The organism is Gluconobacter sp. P1C6_b, assembly GCF_018811945.1.
In the GTDB taxonomy this organism is placed as follows: Bacteria; Pseudomonadota; Alphaproteobacteria; order Acetobacterales; family Acetobacteraceae; genus Gluconobacter.
On sequence record NZ_JACRVU010000004.1, the window covers coordinates 1 to 21,653 of the forward strand.

A 21,653-nucleotide genomic window follows, 5' to 3' on the forward strand; every position below is an offset into this window, starting at 1 on the left:
GGAGGATATGGGGGTGCAGACCGAGGACTGGCAGCGGCACATCGCCTGGGATATCGGCATCGTGGGGGTGGGGCGCGTCCTGCATGAACTGCTGGGGGCGGCGCTGATCGAGCAGGTTTATTCCCGCCTCGTGATCGACTGCAACCGCGCGCCGGGCCATCCGACGTCCATGCCGCTTGTGAGTGACGGGACGCCGGTTCCGGCCAATCAGGCAGCGCAGGAAACGTGCCGGGCGAAGCGGGAGCGGGAAATCCTGCATCCCTATCATGACACGATTGCCGAGGTTCTGGTTGAGCGCGGGCCGCGTCCGACCGCACTGATCGCGCTGCACAGTTTTACGCCGCAGATGAACGGCAGGGACCGCCCCTGGCAGATCGGCATCCTTCACAATCAGGACAGCCGCATGGCCTCGATTGCACTGGACCTTCTGCGCGAGGACACGACGCTGTGTGTGGGCGATAATGAGCCTTACGTTCTGACGGATACGTCCGACTATACGGTGCCCCGGCATGCGGAAGCGGCGGGGCTGCCGTATCTTGAAATCGAGATCCGGCAGGACCTGATTGCCGAAAAAACCGGACAGAGGGAGTGGGCCCGGCGTCTGGCGGCGCTGCTGCCGAAGGTCTGGGAGAAGTTGGTAGAAGGGCGGGGTGCATGATTGACGGTCACACGAAACTGGCAGGCGTCATGGGATGGCCGGTGGAGCATTCCCGTTCTCCGCTGATGCACAATCACTGGTGCCGGGTGAATGGCGTGAACGGCGCTTATGTGCCGCTGCCGACCCACCCGGACGGCTTCGATCAGGCTCTGCGCGGACTGGCAGCGGCCGGTTTTCAGGGCGTGAATGTCACCATCCCGCACAAGGAAGCGGCGATGCTGGCCTGTGATGAACTGACCCCGACTGCGAAACGGGCGGGAGCGGTAAACACCATCTGTTTCGTGGCGGGACGGATCATCGGTGACTGCACGGATGGTACGGGGTTCTGCGACAATCTGAGTGCGCATGATGTGGCGATTGCCGGTCGGGCCATGGTTCTGGGCGCAGGTGGTGCGGCGCGGGCTGTTGCGGCAGCGCTTCTGGACCGGGGCTGCGAGGTCGTGATCGCCAACCGGACACTGGAGCGGGCGGAAGCACTGGTCGAGGCGCTGGGTGGTGGCGAGGCCGTGGCCTGGTACGAATGGCCATCGCTGCTGTCGGGCTGCTCGCTGCTGGTGAATGCCACATCGATGGGCATGGGCGGCAAAGCTGGTCTGGACTGGGATGCGGCGCTTCGTGAGGCCGCGCCGGGCCTGTGCGTGACGGATATCGTCTATACGCCGCGCGAGACGCCGCTGTTGTTGGCGGCTCAGGCGCGTGGACTGCGGACGGTGGATGGTCTGGGGATGCTGGTTCATCAGGCGCGGGCCGGGTTTCGGGCATGGTTTGGCGTTGATCCGCAGGCCGATCAGACGACGTTCGATCTGCTGGCGGCGAGCCTGCGCACTGACGCGTGAAGATCATTGGTCTGACCGGAGGCATGGCAGCCGGGAAAAGTACGGTCGCCGGGCTTTTCCGTCGGGAAGGTGTGCCGGTTTTTGATGCGGATGCATGTGTCCGGGCGCTTCAGGGCGAACGGGGAAAAGCTCTGTCCCTGATCGGGCAGGCATTTCCCGGAACCGTGGTCGAGGGCCGTCTGGATCGTGCGGCGCTTCGTGAAGCCGTGCGGGGACGTCCCGAGGCGCTGAAGCGTCTGGAAGCCATCATGCATCCTCTGGTTCGGGCCGAGCGTGAGCGGTTTCTGAAGCAGTGCCGGGCGCGACATGAACCGTTCTGTGTGCTGGATATTCCGTTACTGATGGAAATTGGCGAGGACCGCCGTTGCGATGTGGTGGTGGTGGCTGAAGCTCCGATGGGGACGCGCCTGTCCCGTATCTGGCAGCGCGGTCGCAGTGGGGGGCGTATGAGCGTGGCGGATGCCAAAGGATTGCTGGCGCGGCAGATGAGCGACCATGAGCGCAGACGCCGAGCCGACATCGTGATACGAACCGGCCTGTCGCGTGGGCAGGCCGTCAGGCAGGTCCATGTCCTGTTGCACCGGCTTCGTGAGGCGTCATGAAACGATCCATCCTGTTCGATACGGAAACCACGGGCTTTGATCCGGATATGGGCGACCGCATCATCGAGATCGCGGCCCTCGAACTGATCGACGATCTGCCGACGGGTGAGGCCTATCACGTCCTGATCCATCCCGAGCGCGACATTCCGGCCGAGGCGACGAAGGTGCATGGATTCGGGATCGAGGATCTGGAAGGAAAACCGGTATTTTCCGAGGTGGCGGACGGGTTTTTGGAGTTCATCGGGGACAGCCCGATGATCGCGCATAATGCCCGCTTCGATTTCAAGTTCGTCAATGCGGAGCTGAAAGCCTGCGGTCGCGAGCCTCTCGACTATGCCAGTCGTGCCATCGATACGGTGGAAATGGCGCGGAAGAAATATCCGGGCCTTCCTGCGAGCCTGGATGCGCTGTGCCGGCGCTTTGGCATCGATCTGTCGCAGCGTGGGACCCATAACGCGCTGCTGGACTGCAAGCTTCTGGCGGAAGTGTATGTCGAACTCATGGGCGGCCGTCAGCGCGGACTGGGGCTCGCGGGGCCGGCTCGCAGCCGTAGCATGACGGACGGGATCAATGCACTCGCCAACCGCAAGCCGCGGAAAATGGCGCCTCCGACTGTGGAGGAGCTTCAGGCACATGAGGCGTTTGTCAGCACCATAAAGGATGCGGTGTGGCATCGCGAATGATGCGGATCCTGTTCATCACGTCCAACCGCCTAGGCGATGCGGTTATCTCCACCGGTGTGCTGGGCGCGTTGCAGAAGCGTTATCCGGCGGCCATGTTCACGGTGGTCTGTGGGCCGGTGGCGGCAGGGCTTTTCGAGGCCGATCCGCGTTGCGAGCGCATCATTACCATGGAAAAGCGCCGCCATGACCGGCACTGGATTGATCTGTGGCGCGCCTGCTGTCGGATACGCTGGTTCATGGTCGTGGATCTGCGCGGTTCGCTGATCGGACTGACATTGCGGGCGCGGCGGCGGATTATTGTGCGCGGCGGGCGGCGTCCGGGGCGGCGGGTTGAGCAGCTTGGAGAGGCGCTTGGGTATCGCAGGATGCCCATGCCGCGTGTCTGGATCTCGGAAGCGCAGCGGGCGAAGGCTGTTGCGGCCTTGCCCGAGGGACGCTGGCTGGCACTGGGACCGACGGCGAACTGGGACGGGAAGATCTGGCCGTCCGAGCGGTTCGTGGAACTGGCGCATGCATTGAAGGCGGAAAATCTGCATCCCGTTGTGTTCTACGGTCCCGGCGAGGGGGAGCGCGCGCGGGCGGACCCGGTATTGAAGGCGCTGCCGGATGCTCTGGACCTTGGCGGAAACCGCTCATTAGGCGAGGTGGCTGCTCTGCTTCAGCGCTGTGCGCTGTTCGTTGGTAATGATTCCGGACTGATGCATCTGGCCGCGGCCGCCGGGACGCCAACGCTGGGGCTGTTCGGGCCGTCACGGGCCTCGGAATATGCACCGGCCGGGCGGCTTGCACGGTTCGTGGAGGCGCCGGGGCCGGAGGGGCATGCGCCCATCGAAGGCCTGGGGGTTGCGGCTGTGCTGAAGGCTGCGAAAGAAATCCTGCGTGAAAAAGACGTGTGTGTTTCGAGCGGGCGTTCGGACTGACTTGATGCCCTGTCGGTCATGGCCGATAGAAGAAACATGAAGTCTGCATTGTCCAATGGATACCGGGGTCGTGTGGCCCATGTGATGGCTGGGGCTCCGAGGGGCGGCGCGGAGCTGTTCTTCGAGCGTCTGACAATGGCCCAGATGCGCGACGGTCGCCCCGTTCAGGCGCTGATCCGGCAGGATGAAGGCCGGGTCGCACGGCTTGAGGAAGCGGGCGTTGAGACGCAGTCCTTCCGGTTTGGCGGGCTGCTGGATCTGCGGACCACGCCGGGGCTGCGGCGCAGTCTCAAAGCGTTCAGGCCGGATGTGGTCGTCGCGTGGATGAGCCGGGCTGCACGGCTGGTGCCCTCAGGACCGTGGCAGATCGCCGGGCGTCTGGGCGGGTACTACGACCTGTCGAATTATCGCCGTTGCGACCATTTGATCGGCAATACGCGCGGTCTGGTGGAGTGGATGCGGGGGCAGGGCTGGGCGGCAGACCGTGTGCATCATCTGCCCAATTTCGCGACGGATTTTTCGTCCGTGACGCCGCAGCGGCCGGAGTTTTTGTCTCTTGGTGTGCCGTTCGTTCTCGCCTTGGGACGTTTGCATGAAAACAAGGCCTTCGATGTGCTGATCCGGGCGATGAAGCATCTGCCGGGCGTGCATCTGGTCATTGCGGGCGAGGGGCCGGAGCGTCCTGCGCTTGAGGCGCTGGCGAAGGCGGAAAATGTTGCGGATCGGGTGCATCTTCCCGGCTGGATCGCGCAGAGCGGGCCCTGGTTGCGGGCGTGTGATGTGCTGGTCTGTCCGTCCCGGATCGAGCCGTTGGGTAACGTCGTGATCGAGGCGCTGTCCGCTGGAGTGCCGGTTGTGGCGAGCAATATTCAGGGGCCGCAGGAAATTCTTGAAGGGACACAGGACGGTCTGCTGTCCGAGGTCGAGAACGAGCGCGATCTTGCAGCGCAGATCGGGAACGTTCTGGACGATGAGAGTGTGGCGCAGACTCTTTCCGTAAACGGGCGGGCACGGTTCGAGCGGGAGTTTGCCCAGGACGTTGTCATGGCGCGATGGTCGGCTTTTCTGGACGGAGTGCGGGCCTGATGTGTGGAATTGCGGGTCTTTCCTGCCTGCCGGGGCATCATCCCGATCAGAACGCGCTGGAGCGCATGTCGCAGGCCATTTTCCATCGCGGGCCGGATGGGGAAGGGCGGCTGGATCTGGGTGGGGCGGCGTTGCGTCACCGCCGGCTGTCCATCGTTGATATTGCGGGCGGTGCGCAGCCGTTCAGGCTTGGCGCGGCGGCCCTGATCGCGAACGGAGAAATCTATAACGACCCGGCCATTCGCAGACGCTTTCCCAAAACCTGTTTTCAGACCCACAGCGACTGCGAACCGCCTTTGCATCTGTGGCTGCATGATGGTGCGGGATACACGCATGAACTGCGGGGCATGTATGCCATTGCGATCGTCGAAAACGAGCACGGGCGGCATGAGATGGTGCTGTCGCGCGATCCGTTCGGCATCAAGCCGCTTTATATCGCGGCCTATGAGGGTGGTATCGCGTTTGCCTCCGAGCCGCAGGCGCTGCTGGCGGGGGGTTTTGGTCAGCGCAGCGTTCGGGAAGGTGCGCGCGACGAGTTGATGCAGCTACAGTTTACGACCGGGCAGGACATCATTTTTGAGGGTATCCGCCGACTTCTACCCGGTGAGACGCTTCGGATCGTGGATGGGCGAATCGTGGAATCGCGGCGGCGGCATGTTCTGCATGAAGCGCGGGATACGGTTCCGGCCCGTCTGAGCGATGAGCAGGCGCTGGAGCGGCTGGATACGGCGCTGCTCGACAGCGTGTCGGCGCATCTGCGGGCGGATGTGCCGCTCGGGCTGTTTCTGTCGGGCGGGATCGACAGTTCGGTCATTCTGGCAGCTGCGCATCGTCTCGGACTGCCGCATCCGCGTACATGGACAGCGCGCTTCGATGCCGGAAAAGCGGATGAGTCCGCTGATGCCGCAGCCTTGGCGGCGTCTGTCGGGGCTGAGCATCATGTCCTCACCGTGACGGAAGACATGGTCTGGCGCGAGCTGCCATCCATCGTGGCGTGCATGGATGATCCTGCCGCCGATTATGCCACCATCCCGACATGGTTTCTGGCGCGTGAGGCCCGGAAGGATGTCACTGTCATCCTCAGTGGTGAGGGTGGGGACGAGCTTTTTGCGGGCTATGGCCGCTATCGGCGCGTCATGAAGCCCTGGTGGAAGGGCGGTCGTGCGCCGTACCGGTCCGGAACATTCGGCAGGCGTTTTGCAGAGCACGGGCGGCAGTGGCGGCGCGGGATTGCCATGACGGAACTGGCTCTCGGGGTTTCGGGGCTGGAAGGTGCGCAGGCGCTGGATATTGCGGAATGGCTGCCCAACGACCTGTTGCTTAAGCTGGACCGGTGCCTCATGGCGCATTCGGTCGAGGGCCGTACGCCGCTGCTGGACCCAGTGGTGGCCAAGGCGATCTGGCCACTGCCAGAACACTTCAAGGTGCGGGATGGTTACGGCAAATGGCTTCTGCGGCGCTGGCTTCAGGATGCGCTGCCACAGGCGCGTCCATTCGCGCCGAAGCAGGGCTTTACAGTACCGGTCGGGCCGTGGATCGAGAAGCAGGCGCACCGTCTGGGGCCGCTGGTCGCACGTCAGCCCTGCATCCGGGCGATGATGCCCGCAGTCGACGTGGAGCGTCTTTTTGCCCGGGCCAGTCAGCGCGGTGTGGCGCGGCAGACGTGGACGCTGCTGTTTTTCGCGCTGTGGCACCGTCATCATATCGAAGGGGTTCCCGTGGAAGGGGATACGTTCGAAACTCTCGCACGCGCTTCATGAGCGAAACGATTTTGGGCCTGAGTGTCTTACTGATTTGCAAGGACGGAACATGCATTACGATCTGATCATCCGCGGCGGGCGCTGCGTTTTTCCCTGGGGCGAGGGCGAAGCGGATATCGGTGTGCGCAACGGGAAGGTGGCGTCGCTGTCTGTCGGATCGGCGGATGAAGCAGACCGGGTGATCGATGCGCGTGGCCTGCATGTCCTGCCCGGCCTGATTGATGCGCATGTTCACCTGCGCGATCCCGGCAAGCCCGAGGTCGAGACACTGGAGACCGGGACGCGGGCTGCGGCGTTGGGCGGTATTGCGACGGTTTTCGACATGCCCAACACGTCTCCGAGCGTGACGGACGTGACGATGATCGACTGGAAGCGCGATCATATCCGCAAGACGGCTCATGTGGATGTCGGGATGTATGTCGGTGCGACGCGGGAGAACACGCCGGATCTGGCAACGTTGGAACAGCAGCCGGGCGTGTGTGCGGTGAAGGTTTTTGCGGGGTCGTCCACGGGTAATCTGATGATCGAGGACGATGCGGGGCTCGAAGCGGTCATGCGCTCGGGGCATCGTCGCGTGGCCTATCATTCGGAGGACGAATACCGCCTTCAGGCCCGCAAGCCGATGTTCCATGAGGGGCAGCCTTACGAGACGCATAGTGTGTGGCGGGATGTGGAATGTGCCTTCCTTGGCACCCGCCGCATCATGGCGCTGGCCCGCAAGACCAACCGTCCGGCGCATATCCTGCATGTCTCGACGGCGGAAGAGCTGGACTATCTGGCCGATTATCGCGACATTTCCACCGTCGAGGTTCTGGTGAACCATCTCACGCAGGTGGCACCCGAATGTTACGAGAAGCTTGGTGGTCTGGCCGTCATGAACCCGCCACTGCGGGATCGGTCACACTGGGAAGCCAGCTGGCAGGCCGTGCGGGATGGTCGGGTGGACGTGGTTTCGTCCGATCACGCGCCGCATCCTTTGGAGGCCAAGCAGCTTCCCTGGCCGAAATGCCCGGCTGGTCTGACGGGGACGCAGACGATCGTGCCGGTCATGCTTGATCATGTGAATGCGGGACGTCTGTCGCTGTCGCGTCTGGTGGATCTGATGGCGGCAGGGCCGGCACGGGTTTACGGCTTGCAGACGAAGGGGCGCATGGCTGTCGGATTCGATGCCGACTTTACGCTCGTGGACATGAAGACCGAGCGCGAGATCACGAATGACTGGATCGTCACGCCGGCGGGCTGGACGCCGTTTGACGGAACGCGTGTGACGGGTTGGCCCATGGCGACGATCGTTCGTGGAACGGTCGTGATGCAGGACAATGAGGTTTCCGGTGGTCCGACTGGGCAGCCTGCCAAATTTGCGCCTTGATCTGGGCGTAGGGCGCGCAACGCTTCGAACAGGAAAGGGAGCTGTATGAGACGTTGCGTTGCCGCCATCCGTAAGGCGGCGCTGTTTGGTCTGGTTTTTGCTGGGATCGCCGGTGCCGGGTCGCTCCGTGCGGCTGAGGCGGCATGGACCGCTTCAAAATGTGGTGCCGAACCTCAGGCACCTGCGGTCAAAGCTGCGACAGTCGCGCAGTATAACGAGAGCGTGGATCGCGTGACGGCTTATGAAAAGGCGGCCCGCGTTTACAATGCGTGTGTCTCAGCCCAGGCTAACCGGGAAGAGACGGCGATCAGCCAGGAAGCAAGCGCGCGGATTGCCCATGTCCATGCGGGTAGCGCGGCTGTTCAGTCCCATATCGCGGCGTCCTTTCAGACGCTGTCCAGCAATCTGGCCGCTGCCAGCCGCAAACTGGGCCATCACTGACGCTCTCAAAATAATCCGCGATTCTTACTGCCCCATGCGTTCCTGATTCTGAGCCGGAGTCAGGGATGTCGGGCCGCCATAGGTCTGGCGGGCGACATTGGGCATGAGATCGGGGCGGGCCCAGCAGGTCGTGCCCTCGAAGCTCGTGGTGCAGTAGGGCTGCGGTGGAGGCGGCCCGACCGGCCGGGCGCAGAAACTTTCGTCATCGTACAGATAGGCCGTGTTGCAGTCCTTCCCCGTGACGGCAGAAGCGATGCGATCCGGCGCACAGCCTTCAAGCGCGCAGAACACCAGGGGAAGCAGCAGGAGCGGGACGGGCTTTTTCATGGCCGTGAGGATGCTTCCGGAGCTGTTAAGGAAGTCTGAATGTCGGCCGGATTTTCTGCCGTGATACCGTTTTTCACAGTCATGGGCTGCTTCAGCCAGCCTTCGGATGTGTGAAGCGTTTGCCGCGACGGTGCGGCGCCTGTATGGTCGCGCAAACAGTTTGAAGACCGATCCAGCAGGGGACCAGGTGGCAGACGATTTCATCACGCAGGTGAACGAAGAAATGCAGGCGCAGCGGTTGCGGGCCATGGCACGGCGCATTGGCGCCGTGGTGGGCGTCGTGGCCGTGATTGGAGCCATCGGTGGTGGTGTGTGGGGCTGGAACAGTCACGCGCGCCATGCAGCACAGCAGGCGGCATCGGCACGGTATTTTACCGCCATGACGGCGCTGTCCGATCCCAAGCATGACGCCGCGGCCACCCAGAAGGCCACCGCGACCTTCCAGGATCTGGCGCAGCATGGCCCGGTAGGCGTGCGCTCCTATGCGGCGCTGCGTCTGGCCGATCTGCAGAGCCAGGCCCATCAGACGGACGCGGCCCTGAAGACATGGCAGGGCGTGGCGGATGATAACGCTGCCGATCCAGCCCTGCGGGACATGGCGCGCTACATGAGCCTGAACGCCCGGACCGCGACGGCCGATCCGAAGACGCTCCGTCCGGGCTATGAAGCTCTGGCGCAGGGCGGTGGTGCCTGGGCGCCTCTGGCACAGGAAGGTCTTGCTGCGCTTGACCTGCGTCCCGGTGCGACGGCGGACCAGCAGAAGGAAGCCCGGCGCATCCTGACGCAGATCGTTGGCAGTGAAAACGCGACCGAAGGGGTGCGTGCACGTGCACAGGCCCTGCTCGAGACATTTGGAGACGCCGGTTGATGCGCCGTCCTGTTCTTTCCCGCTCTTCCCTTTCCATGAACCGCTCCATGGGCCGCCGTGGTCTTCTGCGGACGGCCTGCTCGGGCAGTGCTCTGGCCGTTCTGGGCGGGTGCAGCCTGTTCGAAGACGACAAGAAGCCGCCTCTGGCCGGTCATCGCGTGGACGTCCTGTCTACGGGAGCCGGGCTGACGGTCGATCATGACGATCATACGCCGATCAACCTCGGTCCGGTCCAGCCGGTGCGGGAATGGTTGCAGGAAGGGGGCCGCCCGTCCCATGTCGCCGTGAACGCGGCGTGGAATGGTCCGGATCTGGCCTGGAGTCATTCGGTCGGGGCGCAGACCGATCCGTCCAGCTTCCTGTCGATGATCGCGATCATGCCGACCAATCGCGGCGCCATCCAGTCGCCGCCGGTTATCGGCAATGGTCATATCTACACGACGGATGCGCAGGGCGTGGTGAAAGCCTGGACCTGGCCGGAGCGTCGTCATGTCTGGACGCGTCAGCCTGCCACGGCCAGAAGCCGTTCGACCAATATCGGCGGCGGTCTCGCCCTTGAGGGGGATACGCTCTACATCGTGGACGGTGTGGCTCAGGCTCTGGCCGTTGAAGCCCTGACCGGCAAGGTGAAGTGGCGTGTCAGCACCGGGACGCCGGGCCGCTCCGCACCGACGATCGCTGAGGGCCTCATGGTCTTCGGAACGATTGACGAGCGTCTGATCGCGTTGAACGCCAATACCGGTCATCAGGTCTGGACGTATCAGGCCACCGCATCCGACACTGTGATTTTCGGACAGTCAGCCCCGGCTTTCGTGGATGGCGTCATCCTCGCGGGCTTTGGCAGCGGCGATCTGGTGGCCCTGCGTGCGGCGTCGGGCGAGATGGTCTGGAGTGACAGTCTCGGCGGTTCCAACGGCATGGGCGCCATGCTCGACTTCTCCTGCATCCGCGGCGCGCCGGTCATCATGGACGGGACGGCCTACGCTGTGTCCATGTCCCGCGTGCTGGTGGCGATCGACATGCGGTCGGGCCGGCGCCTGTGGGAACGTGAGGTCAGCGGGCAGAGCCCTATGGCGATCTGTGGCGACTGGATGTATGTCCTGTCCACGGATCAGCAGATCGCCTGTCTGGATCGTCTGTCCGGGCATGTGCGCTGGATCACCCAGCTGCGTCGCTTCATCCGCGTTGACGTGGAAAAGGATGCGATTGCCTGGGTGGGGCCGCTTCTCGTGAACGGCAAGCTGATCTGCTTCTCCACCTTTCCGAAAGAAGGCATGGCTGTCCTGAATGCCGTGACCGGGAAACTTGAACTGACCCGTAAGACCCCCGCCCCATGTCAGGTTCAGCCGATCGTCTGTGACGGTCATGTGCTGACCCTGTCCCAGGACGCCGTTCTGCGGGCTTATGGCTGAACGAATGACCTCTGAGAACCTGCCCGTTGTTGTTATCGCCGGGCGCCCGAATGTCGGGAAATCCACTCTGTTCAACCGGCTTGTCGGTCGCCGTCAGGCGATCGTTTCCGACATGCCGGGCGTTACGCGCGACCGCAAGGAGGGCGAAGCCCTTCTGCGCGGGCGCCGGGTCCGGCTGATTGATACGGCCGGACTGGAGGAAGCCGCACCGGATACGTTGTACGGGCGGATGCGGGCTTCGTCCGAGTCTGCTGTCGCGATGGCTGATCTTGTGCTGTTTTGCATCGACGCGCGTTCTGGCATCACGCCTGCGGATGCGCATTTCGCAAGCTGGCTTCGGCGTCAGAACCGCCCCGTTCTGCTGATCGCCAACAAGGCGGAAGGGCAGGCTGGGACGAACGCAGCTCTTGAAGCCTATTCCCTTGGCCTCGGAACGCCGCTGGCGCTGTCAGCCGAACATGGCGAGGGCATTGCCGATCTCATGGGTGAGATTGCCGAGCGTCTGCCGCCTGCGGAAAAGTCCCGACGTCGTGAGGCGCCAAAATCCGAAGGTGAAGACGGGGAAGACGAGCGTCCGGCCGGACCGTTGCGTCTGGCGATCATCGGTCGTCCCAATGCGGGTAAGTCCACGCTGCTGAACTGTCTGCTGGGCGAAGAGCGCATGATCACCGGCCCCGAGGCTGGTCTGACGCGCGATTCCATTGCTGTGACCCTGCATGACGAGCATGGCGAGATCCGCCTGGTCGATACGGCGGGGATGCGCAAGCGTGCCCGCGTCGAGCAGCATCTTGAGAAAATGTCGGTTTCGGCCTCCATCGAAGCCCTGAAGATGGCGGAAGTGGTCGTTCTGGTGATCGATGCGACGCTTGGCGTGCATGAGCAGGATCTCCAGATCGGCCGTCTGATCGAGCGTGAGGGCCGGGCCTGCGTCATCGCGCTGAACAAATGGGATGCGGTCGAGGACCGGAACGCGACCAAGAAGGCGATTCTGGACCGGCTGGAAATCTCGCTGGCCCAGGTTCGTGGCATTCCGGTCGTGACGTTCTCCGCGCTGACGGGAGCGGGCGTGCATCGTCTCCTTCCGGCCGTTCGGGAGGTTTATGAGATCTGGAACTCGCGTGTCTCCACAGGTGAATTGAACCGCTGGTTCGAGGATGCGCTCGAGCGTCATCAGCCGCCGCTCGTGGACGGCCGTCGCCTCAAGCTGCGTTACATGACGCAGGTGAAGGCGCGCCCGCCGACATTCCTGCTGTTCGGCACGCGGGCGGAGCAGCTTCCGGATTCCTACAAGCGCTATCTGGTTAACGGACTGCGTGAAACGTTCCACATGCCGGGGGTTCCGGTGCGTCTGCAGCTGCGCGGAACGAAAAATCCTTACGCGGAAAAGTGATTTTCTGTTCGTTTGGATATAGACCACACCCCTGATCGATCATTAATACAGGACCGGCTGCTTCCGGTTTCGGAACGTTCGGTCCTGTCCCCTTGAAGAAGGGTGTGTTTCGGGGGAGGTGACTACGGATATGGTTGGGATTGCTTCGTCTTCCAGTGAGGGGCCGTCCACGCAACAGCCCCGCAGCACGGCACGGGCGACAACCCTTGGTATTCTGGCAGCTCTGGCCGGACTGATGTTCGGCCTTGATACCGGCGTCGTTGCCGGTGCGCTTCCGTTCATTGCAACCGATTTCCATGCCGGTGATGCCCTTCAGGGCTGGATTGTCTCGTCGATGATGGCCGGGGCGACAGTCGGGTCGCTGTTTGCCGGGCGGATCTCGGTCCGGTTCGGCCGCACGGGCGCCATGCTCGGGGCGGCGATCCTGTTCCTGCTCGGAACACTGCTCTGCGCCCTGGCGCCCGGGGCGGCAGTCATGATCGTCGGGCGGCTTTTCCTTGGGCTTGCAGTCGGTGTGGCTGCCTTTGCCGCCCCGCTCTACATCTCCGAAATCACGGTCGAGTCCGTCCGCGGCGCCATGATTTCGTTCTATCAGCTCATGGTTTCCCTCGGGATTTTTCTCGCGTTTGTCTCTGACAGCCTTCTTGCTTCGGGCGGCCACTGGCGCTGGATGCTCGGTGTCATGGCGGTGCCGGCCAGTTTCTTTCTTGGGATCGTCCTGATCCTGCCGCACAGCCCGCGCTGGCTGATGATGCGGGGGGAAAAGGAGCGTGCACGGCGCGTTTTGCAGAGCCTGCGCTCGGATGAGGAAGTGGCCGAAGCGGAACTGGTCGATATCCAGTCGCGCCTGCAGAAGAGCAGTGATGCCGGTCTGGGGCTTTTCAGGAGCAACCCCAATTTCCGCCGGACCGTCTTCCTGGGCATGCTGCTCCAGATCATGCAGCAGCTCTCGGGAATCAACGCGCTTCTGTATTACGCCCCGCGCGTCTTTCAGGCGGCGCATTTCGGGACGAACGCGTCCATCTGGGCGACCACGCTCGTGGGTCTGACGAATATGGCGCTGACCGGGGTGGCGATTGCCTGCGTCGACCGGTGGGGCCGGCGTCCTCTGCTGATCCTCAGCTGCGGTATCGCGGCATTTTCGCTGGCAGGGGTGGGGACATTGCTGGCCATCGGTGCGCAGAGCTTCGGGCTGCAGCTTCTGCTATGTGGATTCGTTCTCCTGTTCGTCGCGGGTTTTGCCATTGGTGAAGGGCCGCTGGTCTGGACGCTGTGCTCGGAAGTTCAGCCGACGCGGGGGCGGGATTTCGGGATCGGCTGCTCCACAGTGACCAACTGGGCCGCGAACTGGGCCATTTCCAACATGTTTCCGCTGGGTATGGCGATGATGGGAGCCTCCTCGACGTTCCTGATGTTTGCCGTCTTCAATGGTCTTTTCATTATTGTGACCGTATTGTTCGTCCCCGAAACGAAAGGCGTCTCGCTCGAGAGGCTGGAAGCCAATCTTTTTGCAGGCACGCGCCTGCGTGATCTGGGGCGGTAAGAGAATGACGGTGACGACGGAAGACGGTCCTCAAGAAGAGTACGACGCTAGACGCCATGCCGGGCTGTATGGAGCCCAGCGCCTCAAGGCGATGTCGGCCGTGCTTCTGGCGCTCCTTCTGTCGGTTCTCGATTATGCGATCGCCAATGTGGCCCTGCCGCTGATCGCGCAGGACCTGCATGCATCTTCCTCACGGGCCATCTGGGTCGTCAATGCCTATCAGCTGGCCAATCTGTCATGCCTTCTGCCGCTGGCTTCTCTGGGCGCGCGTGTCGGTTTCGCGCGTCTGAGCCAATTCGGGATTTTCCTGTTCCTGATCGCATCCGTCGCCTGTGCGCTGTCACAGAACCTGCTGGAGCTGACGCTCGCGCGGGCGCTGCAGGGTATGGGTGGGGCCTGTATCATGAGTGTGAATATTGCGCTCGTCCGTTTCATCTACCCGCATAAGGAGCTGGGACGCGGGATTGCCCTGAACGGGCTGTTCGTGGGCCTCGGCGTGGCTCTTGGGCCGTCTCTCGGATCGCTCATCCTGTCCGTGGCGAGCTGGCCCTGGATTTTCTGGATCAACCTGCCGCTGGCGGTGGCGGCTCTGGCTCTGGCCCATGCGGCGCTCCCGCAGACACCGAGAAGCGATATTCCGACCGATATGGTCGGCTCGCTTCTGACCGTGGCTTCGTTTGCGCTGACCGGTGTTGGTCTGGACGGGCTGATGCACGCCGATTTCCTGTCGGGCGGCATCGTGACGGTCGCGGGTGTACTCTGCTGGGCGATGCTGCTGCATTACCAGCGCGAGAGGCTGGAGCCGATCGTACCGGTTGATCTGCTCGCGCGAAGGCCCTTCCTGCTGGCCTGTCTGGTTGGATTTCTGGGGTTTGTGGCCTCCAATCTTTATATCGTGGCGATGCCATTCACGTTGGCGACCGCTTTTCACCGCGGGCCCGGGACGATCGGTCTTCTGATTGCGCCCTGGGCTGTCGGGGTGGCGACGATGTCCTTTGTGGTCAGCCGTCTGGCGGACCGTTTCCCGGCGTCGGTGCTGTCCTCGATCGGTCTGCTCATTACGGCGAGTGGATTCTGTCTGCTGTGGTTTCTGCCGACCGATGCCGGCAACTGGGCCATTGCCTGGCGGACGCTGTTTGCCGGATGCGGGTTCGGGCTGTTCCAGCCGCCCAATAACCGCGCGATCATGGTGACCGCGCCTCCGGGCCGTGAGGGCGGGGCGAGCGGTATGCTCTCCGTTGCGCGACTGGGCGGTCAGACAACGGGGGCTCTGCTCGTGGCAGGATTGTTTACGGTTTTTCCCCATCCGGCCTTCATCTGCCTGGGGGCCGCGATGTTGGCGGCACTGACGGGATCCGCGCTCAGCCTGGGGCGGAAATATCTCGCAGGCTGAAGAGCGTGGTGGCGCGCTGGTCCGCGCTTTCCAGCTCCTGCGTGACGGGAACGGTCTGCCGGGTCAGGACTTCGAGCGGCATTGACGGCGCGTAATGCCGCCCCGGATCGCAGAGCCAGACTTCGCAGGTTTTCGAACAGTCCAGTAGCCAGGGTACGATCCGCGCCGCCATGGCCTCGTTGTAACAGACGTCTCCGATGACCAGCAGGTCACAGTCGGGAATTGTTCCGATCAGGTCTCCGGGAACAGGGGCGATGGTGACGCTGTTGAGGCGCGCATTGAGGGCCGTGGCTTCCAGTGCCATGGGATCGATATCGTTGGCTTGCACCTCGGACGCACCGGACAGGGCGGCCGCAATCGCGGCGAGACCGCATCCGCAGGCCACATCAAGAACGCGGCGTCCCCGGACATGCCCGGGATTGTCGAGAATAAAGCGCGCGATGAGCTGGCTGCCGGGCCATGCGAAGGCCCAGAAAGGCGGTTCGATGCCGATCTGTTCGAGATAGGCTTCGCTGGCCTGCCAGATGGGTGTGATTTCGGTCGCCAGATGCAGGGAAATCTCAGGCACCAGTGTGGCGTGAGCGATGGCGGTATTGTCGCGGATGAAGCCTGCGGTATCGCTCAGGGTCGTGCTCATCCGAAAAGTCTTGCGGCGACAAACCCTGCGGCCAGCACAAATCCGATGGGGACGTTACGGCGGAACTCCCTGAGACAGGCCGGGGCATCGTAAGGGTTCAGCACGCGGACCTGCTGGAGCAGCATGGCTGTTGCAAGGGCAAGGAACGGCCAGAAAATCCAGTGCAGATGAGCATGGATGGCGACGAGCGCGAGTGCCAGAAGCATGAGGCTGTAGCAGGTGGCAATGAACGGACGGGCGTTCTTTTCCATCAGGCGGGAGGTGGAACGCACGCCGATGCGGGCGTCGTCGTCCATGTCCTGAAAGCCGTAGATCGTGTCGAATCCGAGCTGCCAGAGAATGACGGCGCCATAGAGCAGCAGGCCGTTGCCATCGAGCGTTCCGGCTGCGGCTGCGTATCCCATCGGTGCGCCGAATCCGAAGGTGAATCCCATGACGAGCTGCGGCCACCATGTGACGCGCTTGGCCGCTGGATACAGGGCAACGAGCAGGAGCGCGAGCGGGGCGAGGGCCCAGCAGACGGGAGGCAGGCAAACGAGCACGCCCAGCCCCATCAGCAGTAGCCCGGCCAGCAGGAGCAGACCCTGTTTCAGGGACAGCGCGCCGCTGGCGAGGGGGCGGCCTGCGGTGCGGGCGACCCTGGCGTCGATGTCCCGATCCCAGATGTCGTTCACGACGCAGCCGGCCGAACGCATGACAAGCGAGCCGAACGCGAACAGCGCCGTGTCGATCAGGCGCGTCTGAAGCGACGCATGGGGTGCGAGGAACAGGCCCCACACGCCGGGCAGGAACAGGAGCCATGTTCCGACCGGCCGGTCGAGACGGGCAAGCAGGGCGTAGGAGCGCCATGGCTCGTGCAGGCGCGCAATGCGGCCGGTCAGCTGGATATCGGTATGGGCGCGGGTCTGGCTCATGGGAGATGTGATGCTGTGCGGACATGCTTCCGTCAATGGGCGAGGCGCGCTATCGGAAAAGGATGAGCCGATCCGACCCCCGTCTTTACGTCCCTGCGTCTGAAACAGCCTTCGCGGAAGGCCAGACTGTCCCGCTTCCTCCCGGGCAGGCGCATTATCTGGGCAACGTCATGCGGCAGGGCGTGGGAAGCGCTGTGCGGGTGTTCAATGAACGCGATGGGGAATGGGTGGCAGAGATCGCGGCTCTGAAAAAAGACAAGGGAAGTGTCCTGCTGCATCGCTGCGAGCGCGCTCCTGCATCAACGCAAGGGGTGGAACTGCTGTTTGCGCCGCTCAAGCGGGATGCGACGGAGCTTGTGATCCGCATGGGGACCGAACTCGGCGTGACGCGCTTTCGTCCGGTTGTGACGGAGCGGACCAATACCCATCGGCTCAATCTGGAGCGACTGTCGGTCATTGCGACCGAAGCGGCCGAGCAGTGCGAGCGGCTGGATGTTCCGGAGATCCTGCCGCCGGAGTCTCTGAAGGCAGTGCTGGCGGCGTGGTCCGAGGACCGGCCACTTTATGCGGCGCTGGAACGGCGACCGGGAGAAGAGGCCCGGCCCGAGGCGGCTGCGCTGCTGATCGGGCCGGAGGGGGGATTTTCGGAAACGGAGGTCCAGACCCTGCGTTCCCATAAGGCCGTTCATTCGCTCAGCCTCGGGCCGCTGGTGCTTCGGGCAGAGACGGCGGTCTGCGCCGGATTGTCCCGTCTGGCGCTTGCCAGCGGCCGGTGAGGGTGACAGGACCGACGGACCTGCTACAGTTCAATCATTGTCGAACAACGAATTCAGACCGAGGCCAAAACGCCATGTCCAATCCCGGCACGTCCAATACTGCGTCGATCGAAAGCCGGGCGCAGCTCGTCGAGGCTATCGCGCGTGGTTGCAAACCGAAATCGGAATGGAAGATCGGCACCGAACACGAGAAATTCGGTTTCGTCCTTCCCCACGCTGATGACGGCCGCGAACCCCTGTCGCCCCCGCCTTACGAGCCGCGCGGAATCGGCGCATTGCTGGAGAAGCTTCAGGGTCCGGACTGGGCGCCGATCATGGATGGCGAGAACCTGATCGGTCTGAAGGGCCAGAACGCACAGGCCGGGCGGGCGATCTCGCTTGAGCCGGCCGGACAGTTCGAACTTTCGGGCGCACCGGTTGTCTCGCTTCAGGAAACGGAAGCGGAGATGCAGGCGCATTTCGATCAGGTTCGTGGTCCGGCTGCGGAACTTGGGCTTGGTTTTCTACCGTTCGGCTTTCAGCCGCTCTGGCCGCGTGATGCGATGCCGTGGATGCCCAAGAGCCGCTATGCGATCATGCGCAACTACATGCCGAAGGTCGGTTCGCTCGGTCTCGACATGATGACGCGGACCTGCACGGTTCAGGTCAATCTCGATTTCAGCGATGAAGCCGACATGGCGCGCAAGATGCGCGTGTCTCTGGCACTTCAGCCTATCGCGACGGCGCTCTTTGCGAATTCTCCGTTTGTCGAGGGCAAGGCCAATGGTCTTCTGTCCAACCGGGCGCGGATCTGGACCGATACGGACAATCAGCGTTCAGGACAGCCTTCCGTATTCTTCGAGGACGGGTTCGGTTTCGAACAGTATGTGGACTGGGCGCTGGACGTGCCGATGTATTTCGTCTCACGGGAGGGGAAGAACCTCGACGTTGCCGGTTGCTCCTTCCGACGCTGGCTGGCGGGCGATGTTCAGGAACCGCTGAAGGGCCTGACGCCGACGGTGGGCGATTTTGAAGACCATCTGACGACGGTGTTCCCGGATGTACGTCTCAAGCAGTTCCTTGAAATGCGTGGTGCGGACGCGGGCAAGCTGGAAATGATGGTGGCACAGTCGGCCCTGTGGGTCGGCCTGCTTTACGATCCTGCCACGCTGGAAGCGGCAGAGAAGCTGGTGCGTGAGCAGCCCTGGAGCGTATATCAGAAGCTTCGGGCCGAGGTGCCGAGTCTGGGGCTGGATGCCGCGTTCCCGGGTGGTCTGAAACCGTTTGCCAAGCGTGTGGTTCAGCTGGCCGAGCAGGGTCTGCGGGCCCGTGTGCGCAATGAGGCCGGTTATCTCGATCCGCTGCATCTGATTGCTGATGGCGGTCCGAATCAGGCACAGTACTGGCTGGATCTGTATAACGGCGCCTGGGGGCAGAGCGTGAAACCGCTCTTTACCGAAGCCGCCATCTGATTTTACGAGACGGGATCTGCTGCCTACGTGACGAAACTTTCCGATCTGACCGAACGCGAAATCCTTGCGCTGGCCATCGCCAGCGAGGAGGAGGATGGTCATATTTACGCGGATTTCGGCCAGATGCTGGCGGAAGATTATCCCGACAGTGCCGCTATTTTTCAGGATATGGCGGAAGAGGAAAACCATCATCGCCGGGCGCTGATCGATCTGTTCGTCCGGCGGTTTGGTAATCATATTCCACTGGTTCGGCGGCAGGATGTGCAGGGATTTCCGTCCCGCAAATCGGCCTGGCAGATGCAGAATCGCGGGATTGAGGCGATCCGGGCGCAGGCCGCCGATATGGAGCGGCAGGCGGCGCGGTTTTACCGTCAGGCCGCCGGACAGACCAATGACGCGGAAATCCGCAAGCTGCTGGGCGATCTGGCGACCGAGGAAGACCGGCATCAGCGCGAGGCGCGTCGCCTCGAAGATGCGCATCTGAACGATAACACCCGTGACCGCGAGGATGAGCACAGTCGCCGGGATTTCGTGCTGCGTGTCGTGCAGCCCGGGCTGGTCGGGCTCATGGATGGCTCGGTCTCGACGCTGGCGCCCGTTTTTGCTGCCGCCTTTGCGACGCACAGCCCGCATGCGGCGTTTCTGGTGGGGCTTGCGGCGTCGCTGGGGGCCGGAATTTCCATGGGGCTGGCTGAGGCTCTGGCGGATGATGGCAAGCTGTCCGGGCGTGGGGCTCCACTACTGCGTGGCCTGATCTGTGGCGCCATGACTTTCGGAGGTGGCATTGGGCATACGCTGCCGTTCCTCGTGCCGGATTTCCATCTTGCCTTTGGTGTCGCGATCATCGCCGTGGCGATCGAGCTTCTGCTGATTTCCTGGGTGCGCTGGCGGTATCAGGACACGCCGTTCGGATCGGCCATGGTGCAGGTCTTCCTTGGCGGGGCTCTTGTTTTTGCAACCGGTGTGCTGATTGGCAGTTCCTGAGACATGATGAACCGTTCTTTTTTCTGCGCTGCCGCTCTGGTGGCCCTGCTGCCTGTTGCTCAGCCATCCGTGGCTTTCGCACAGGCGACTCCTGTCCAGCTTCGTCCTGCGGATCAGGGCTGGATTTCACGGATTGAGGACACTCTTGGGCAGGTCACGACGCTTCAGGCGCGGTTCAGGCAGACGGCGGCGGATGGCAGCACGACGGTTGGGACAGCCACGCTCGACCGGCCGGGCCGCATGCGTTTCGATTACGACAAGCCGAGCCCGCTGCTGCTGGTCGCCAATGACGGGCGCGTGGTGTTTCAGGATCGCAGCGTCGATCAGGTGACGACCATTCCGCTGGATCGCACGCCACTCGGGCTTCTGCTGCGTCCGGAACTCAAGCTGTCAGGCGATGTGACGGTAACGGGCTTCGAACACAGTAACGGGCAGATCCGGGTGCAGCTTGTGCGGACGCAGAGTGCCGGAGAAGGCACCCTGACGCTCGTCCTGTCCGATGCGCCGCTTGGTCTTCTGGGCTGGACGGTCGTGGATGCGCAGGGACGCACGACCACGATTGCCCTGTCCGATGTGCGTCTGGGCGGGGACGTGCCTCAATCCCTGTTCGTACTTCCCAAGGCAGACTGAGGCCTCAGTCCTTCAGTTCACGTGAAAGCTCCAGCGCCCGGGCATAGACCGTGCGTTTGGGCAGCTTGACGATTCCCGCCACCAAGGCGGCGGCGTCTTTGACCGAATGGGTCGTCAGGGCTTCGCGCAGATGCGTGTCCAGATCGGCAGCGCCACTGTCGTCTTCGGCAGATGGTCCGATCAGGAGCGTGATTTCGCCCCGCGGTGCGGTTGTGCGGAAATGTTCCAGAACCTCTGTCAGCGTGCCGCGTACCATTTCCTCGAAGCGTTTGGTGAGTTCTCGGCCGACTGCGGCTTCACGGTCCGGACCAAAAACGTCGATCAGGTCTTCCAGTGTTTCGATCAGGCGGTGCGGAGCTTCGTACCAGATCAGGGTTGAGTGCAGGCCGGCCTGCTCGGCAGCGCGCAGGGTGGCGAAACCGGTCTTGCGGGCTTCGCTTCGGGGCGCGGGGAAACCCAGAAACATGAAGGGCAGGGGCGGCAGGCCAGACAGCGTCAGGGCCGTGACAACGGCGTTCGGGCCGGGAATGGCCGTGACATGGATGCCGGCGGCAATCGCGGCACGGACCAGCCGGTAACCGGGATCGGAAACCAGTGGCGTGCCCGCATCGGAGACAACCGCATAGCGGGCGCCCTGCTGGAGTTTTTCGATCAGGAACGGAGTACGGTCCTGTTCGTTATGGTCGTGCAGTGTTCGGGTCGGTGTGGCAATATTGCGCGAAAGCAGGAGCTTTGCCGTGACGCGCGTGTCCTCGCAGAGGATCGCGTCCACGGTATTCAGCGCCTCGATCGCGCGTTCGCTGATATCGGCCAGGTTGCCGATCGGCGTTGCAACCAATATCAGACATCCACCTTCGGCCTGGCCCTGCGCTGGCAGGGGGGCGGCCGGTAACGTTTCAGCCGCATCGCTCAAGGGAGTTTCAGCGGAACATGACTTTTCGGACATCTGCATCCTCGGTGACAAACTCAGGGG

General features: G+C 63.1%; 22 protein-coding genes. 18 read left to right on the forward strand and 4 right to left on the reverse strand.

Going from position 1 to position 21,653, the window contains the following annotated elements; all coding sequences use genetic code 11:
• The 9 genes from KP701_RS04520 to KP701_RS04560 form a co-directional block, all read left to right on the forward strand.
• On the forward strand, positions 1 to 658 hold a 658-nt coding region (locus tag KP701_RS04520; protein WP_215745980.1), incomplete at its 5' end, for an N-formylglutamate amidohydrolase.
• Positions 655 to 1,494 carry a shikimate dehydrogenase gene (locus KP701_RS04525; RefSeq protein ID WP_215745981.1) on the forward strand — a complete coding sequence of 280 codons (840 nt, stop codon included), beginning with the start codon at positions 655 to 657 and terminating at the stop codon, positions 1,492 to 1,494. The genes KP701_RS04520 and KP701_RS04525, both read left to right, overlap by 4 nt.
• On the forward strand, positions 1,491 to 2,096 hold the full coding sequence (gene coaE / locus KP701_RS04530) for a dephospho-CoA kinase (protein ID WP_215745983.1): 606 nt from the start codon (positions 1,491 to 1,493) through the stop codon (positions 2,094 to 2,096). Before KP701_RS04525 ends, coaE begins: the two co-directional genes overlap by 4 nt.
• On the forward strand, positions 2,093 to 2,779 hold the full coding sequence (dnaQ, locus tag KP701_RS04535) for a DNA polymerase III subunit epsilon (protein WP_215745985.1): 687 nt from the start codon (positions 2,093 to 2,095) through the stop codon (positions 2,777 to 2,779). Before coaE ends, dnaQ begins: the two co-directional genes overlap by 4 nt.
• On the forward strand, positions 2,779 to 3,699 hold the full coding sequence (locus KP701_RS04540; RefSeq protein WP_215746197.1) for a glycosyltransferase family 9 protein: 921 nt from the start codon (positions 2,779 to 2,781) through the stop codon (positions 3,697 to 3,699). The genes dnaQ and KP701_RS04540 overlap by 1 nt, the downstream gene beginning before the upstream one ends.
• 36 nt (positions 3,700 to 3,735) lie before the next feature.
• Positions 3,736 to 4,785 carry a glycosyltransferase gene (locus KP701_RS04545; RefSeq protein WP_215745987.1) on the forward strand — a complete coding sequence of 350 codons (1,050 nt, stop codon included), beginning with the start codon at positions 3,736 to 3,738 and terminating at the stop codon, positions 4,783 to 4,785.
• A complete protein-coding gene (gene asnB / locus KP701_RS04550) occupies positions 4,785 to 6,545 on the forward strand; it encodes an asparagine synthase (glutamine-hydrolyzing) (protein ID WP_215746198.1) in 1,761 nt (586 codons plus the stop codon). The genes KP701_RS04545 and asnB overlap by 1 nt, the downstream gene beginning before the upstream one ends.
• A gap of 49 nt (positions 6,546 to 6,594) precedes the next feature.
• Positions 6,595 to 7,914, forward strand: coding sequence for a dihydroorotase (locus tag KP701_RS04555; RefSeq protein WP_215745988.1), 1,320 nt, complete (start codon positions 6,595 to 6,597; stop codon positions 7,912 to 7,914).
• 45 nt (positions 7,915 to 7,959) lie between these two features.
• On the forward strand, positions 7,960 to 8,355 hold the full coding sequence (locus tag KP701_RS04560; RefSeq protein WP_252345400.1) for a hypothetical protein: 396 nt from the start codon (positions 7,960 to 7,962) through the stop codon (positions 8,353 to 8,355).
• 24 nt (positions 8,356 to 8,379) lie between these two features.
• Here KP701_RS04560 and KP701_RS04565 read toward each other — a convergent pair whose 3' ends face one another.
• Positions 8,380 to 8,682, reverse strand: a complete 303-nt coding sequence (locus KP701_RS04565) for a hypothetical protein (protein WP_215745990.1) — start codon at positions 8,680 to 8,682, stop codon at positions 8,380 to 8,382.
• Between the two features lie 187 nt (positions 8,683 to 8,869).
• On the opposite strand from KP701_RS04565, the gene KP701_RS04570 reads away from it, so the two are divergent.
• From KP701_RS04570 to KP701_RS04590, 5 genes are all read left to right on the forward strand, one after another.
• Positions 8,870 to 9,550, forward strand: coding sequence for a tetratricopeptide repeat protein (locus KP701_RS04570; protein ID WP_371818890.1), 681 nt, complete (start codon positions 8,870 to 8,872; stop codon positions 9,548 to 9,550).
• Positions 9,550 to 10,962 carry a PQQ-binding-like beta-propeller repeat protein gene (locus KP701_RS04575; RefSeq protein ID WP_215745994.1) on the forward strand — a complete coding sequence of 471 codons (1,413 nt, stop codon included), beginning with the start codon at positions 9,550 to 9,552 and terminating at the stop codon, positions 10,960 to 10,962. The genes KP701_RS04570 and KP701_RS04575 overlap by 1 nt, the downstream gene beginning before the upstream one ends.
• Positions 10,963 to 10,966: 4 nt before the next feature.
• Positions 10,967 to 12,352, forward strand: a complete 1,386-nt coding sequence (gene der / locus KP701_RS04580; protein ID WP_215745996.1) for a ribosome biogenesis GTPase Der — start codon at positions 10,967 to 10,969, stop codon at positions 12,350 to 12,352.
• A gap of 130 nt (positions 12,353 to 12,482) precedes the next feature.
• Positions 12,483 to 13,895: a sugar porter family MFS transporter gene (locus KP701_RS04585; protein ID WP_215745998.1), complete on the forward strand. Its 1,413-nt coding sequence runs from the start codon at positions 12,483 to 12,485 to the stop codon at positions 13,893 to 13,895.
• 4 nt (positions 13,896 to 13,899) lie between these two features.
• Positions 13,900 to 15,288: an MFS transporter gene (locus KP701_RS04590; RefSeq protein ID WP_215745999.1), complete on the forward strand. Its 1,389-nt coding sequence runs from the start codon at positions 13,900 to 13,902 to the stop codon at positions 15,286 to 15,288.
• Here the strand turns inward: KP701_RS04590 and KP701_RS04595 are convergent.
• Both KP701_RS04595 and ubiA read right to left on the reverse strand, forming a co-directional pair.
• Positions 15,257 to 15,925 (reverse strand): methyltransferase, encoded by a 669-nt coding sequence (locus KP701_RS04595; RefSeq protein WP_215746000.1) that lies wholly within the window; start codon positions 15,923 to 15,925, stop codon positions 15,257 to 15,259. The two genes, KP701_RS04590 and KP701_RS04595, sit on opposite strands and share 32 nt — an antisense overlap.
• On the reverse strand, positions 15,922 to 16,839 hold the full coding sequence (gene ubiA, locus KP701_RS04600; protein ID WP_215746002.1) for a 4-hydroxybenzoate octaprenyltransferase: 918 nt from the start codon (positions 16,837 to 16,839) through the stop codon (positions 15,922 to 15,924). The genes KP701_RS04595 and ubiA overlap by 4 nt, the downstream gene beginning before the upstream one ends.
• A gap of 35 nt (positions 16,840 to 16,874) precedes the next feature.
• Here ubiA and KP701_RS04605 point away from each other — a divergent pair, with 35 nt between their 5' ends.
• The 4 genes from KP701_RS04605 to KP701_RS04620 all read left to right on the forward strand — a co-directional run bounded on the left by KP701_RS04605 (position 16,875) and on the right by KP701_RS04620 (position 20,680).
• Positions 16,875 to 17,615 (forward strand): 16S rRNA (uracil(1498)-N(3))-methyltransferase, encoded by a 741-nt coding sequence (locus tag KP701_RS04605; RefSeq protein WP_215746200.1) that lies wholly within the window; start codon positions 16,875 to 16,877, stop codon positions 17,613 to 17,615.
• Between the two features lie 74 nt (positions 17,616 to 17,689).
• Complete coding sequence (locus KP701_RS04610) at positions 17,690 to 19,066, forward strand: glutamate--cysteine ligase (RefSeq protein WP_215746003.1); 1,377 nt, start codon at positions 17,690 to 17,692, stop codon at positions 19,064 to 19,066.
• 27 nt (positions 19,067 to 19,093) lie between these two features.
• Entirely contained in the window at positions 19,094 to 20,050 is a 957-nt protein-coding gene (mbfA, locus tag KP701_RS04615; RefSeq protein WP_041112190.1) for an iron exporter MbfA, read from the forward strand.
• Positions 20,051 to 20,053: 3 nt separating this feature from the next.
• Complete coding sequence (locus KP701_RS04620) at positions 20,054 to 20,680, forward strand: outer membrane lipoprotein carrier protein LolA (protein WP_215746006.1); 627 nt, start codon at positions 20,054 to 20,056, stop codon at positions 20,678 to 20,680.
• A 4-nt stretch (positions 20,681 to 20,684) separates the two neighbouring features.
• Here KP701_RS04620 and rsmI read toward each other — a convergent pair whose 3' ends face one another.
• Entirely contained in the window at positions 20,685 to 21,518 is an 834-nt protein-coding gene (gene rsmI, locus KP701_RS04625; protein WP_215746201.1) for a 16S rRNA (cytidine(1402)-2'-O)-methyltransferase, read from the reverse strand.
• Between the last annotated feature and the right edge of the window lie 135 nt (positions 21,519 to 21,653).

Bases quoted from the DNA above. Each gene is read 5' to 3' on its own strand.
- KP701_RS04555 (WP_215745988.1), top strand. From the start codon at position 6,595: ATGCATTACGATCTGATCATCCGCGGCGGGCGCTGCGTTTTTCCCTGG.
- dnaQ (WP_215745985.1), top strand. From the start codon at position 2,093: ATGAAACGATCCATCCTGTTCGATACGGAAACCACGGGCTTTGATCCG.
- der (WP_215745996.1), top strand. From the start codon at position 10,967: ATGACCTCTGAGAACCTGCCCGTTGTTGTTATCGCCGGGCGCCCGAAT.
- KP701_RS04605 (WP_215746200.1), top strand. From the start codon at position 16,875: ATGGGCGAGGCGCGCTATCGGAAAAGGATGAGCCGATCCGACCCCCGT.
- asnB (WP_215746198.1), top strand. From the start codon at position 4,785: ATGTGTGGAATTGCGGGTCTTTCCTGCCTGCCGGGGCATCATCCCGAT.
- KP701_RS04595 (WP_215746000.1), bottom strand. From the start codon at position 15,925: ATGAGCACGACCCTGAGCGATACCGCAGGCTTCATCCGCGACAATACC.
- KP701_RS04560 (WP_252345400.1), top strand. From the start codon at position 7,960: ATGAGACGTTGCGTTGCCGCCATCCGTAAGGCGGCGCTGTTTGGTCTG.
- KP701_RS04545 (WP_215745987.1), top strand. From the start codon at position 3,736: ATGAAGTCTGCATTGTCCAATGGATACCGGGGTCGTGTGGCCCATGTG.
- ubiA (WP_215746002.1), bottom strand. From the start codon at position 16,839: ATGAGCCAGACCCGCGCCCATACCGATATCCAGCTGACCGGCCGCATT.
- KP701_RS04620 (WP_215746006.1), top strand. From the start codon at position 20,054: ATGATGAACCGTTCTTTTTTCTGCGCTGCCGCTCTGGTGGCCCTGCTG.
- KP701_RS04610 (WP_215746003.1), top strand. From the start codon at position 17,690: ATGTCCAATCCCGGCACGTCCAATACTGCGTCGATCGAAAGCCGGGCG.
- KP701_RS04565 (WP_215745990.1), bottom strand. From the start codon at position 8,682: ATGAAAAAGCCCGTCCCGCTCCTGCTGCTTCCCCTGGTGTTCTGCGCG.
- KP701_RS04590 (WP_215745999.1), top strand. From the start codon at position 13,900: ATGACGGTGACGACGGAAGACGGTCCTCAAGAAGAGTACGACGCTAGA.
- KP701_RS04575 (WP_215745994.1), top strand. From the start codon at position 9,550: ATGCGCCGTCCTGTTCTTTCCCGCTCTTCCCTTTCCATGAACCGCTCC.
- KP701_RS04540 (WP_215746197.1), top strand. From the start codon at position 2,779: ATGCGGATCCTGTTCATCACGTCCAACCGCCTAGGCGATGCGGTTATC.
- KP701_RS04585 (WP_215745998.1), top strand. From the start codon at position 12,483: ATGGTTGGGATTGCTTCGTCTTCCAGTGAGGGGCCGTCCACGCAACAG.
- KP701_RS04525 (WP_215745981.1), top strand. From the start codon at position 655: ATGATTGACGGTCACACGAAACTGGCAGGCGTCATGGGATGGCCGGTG.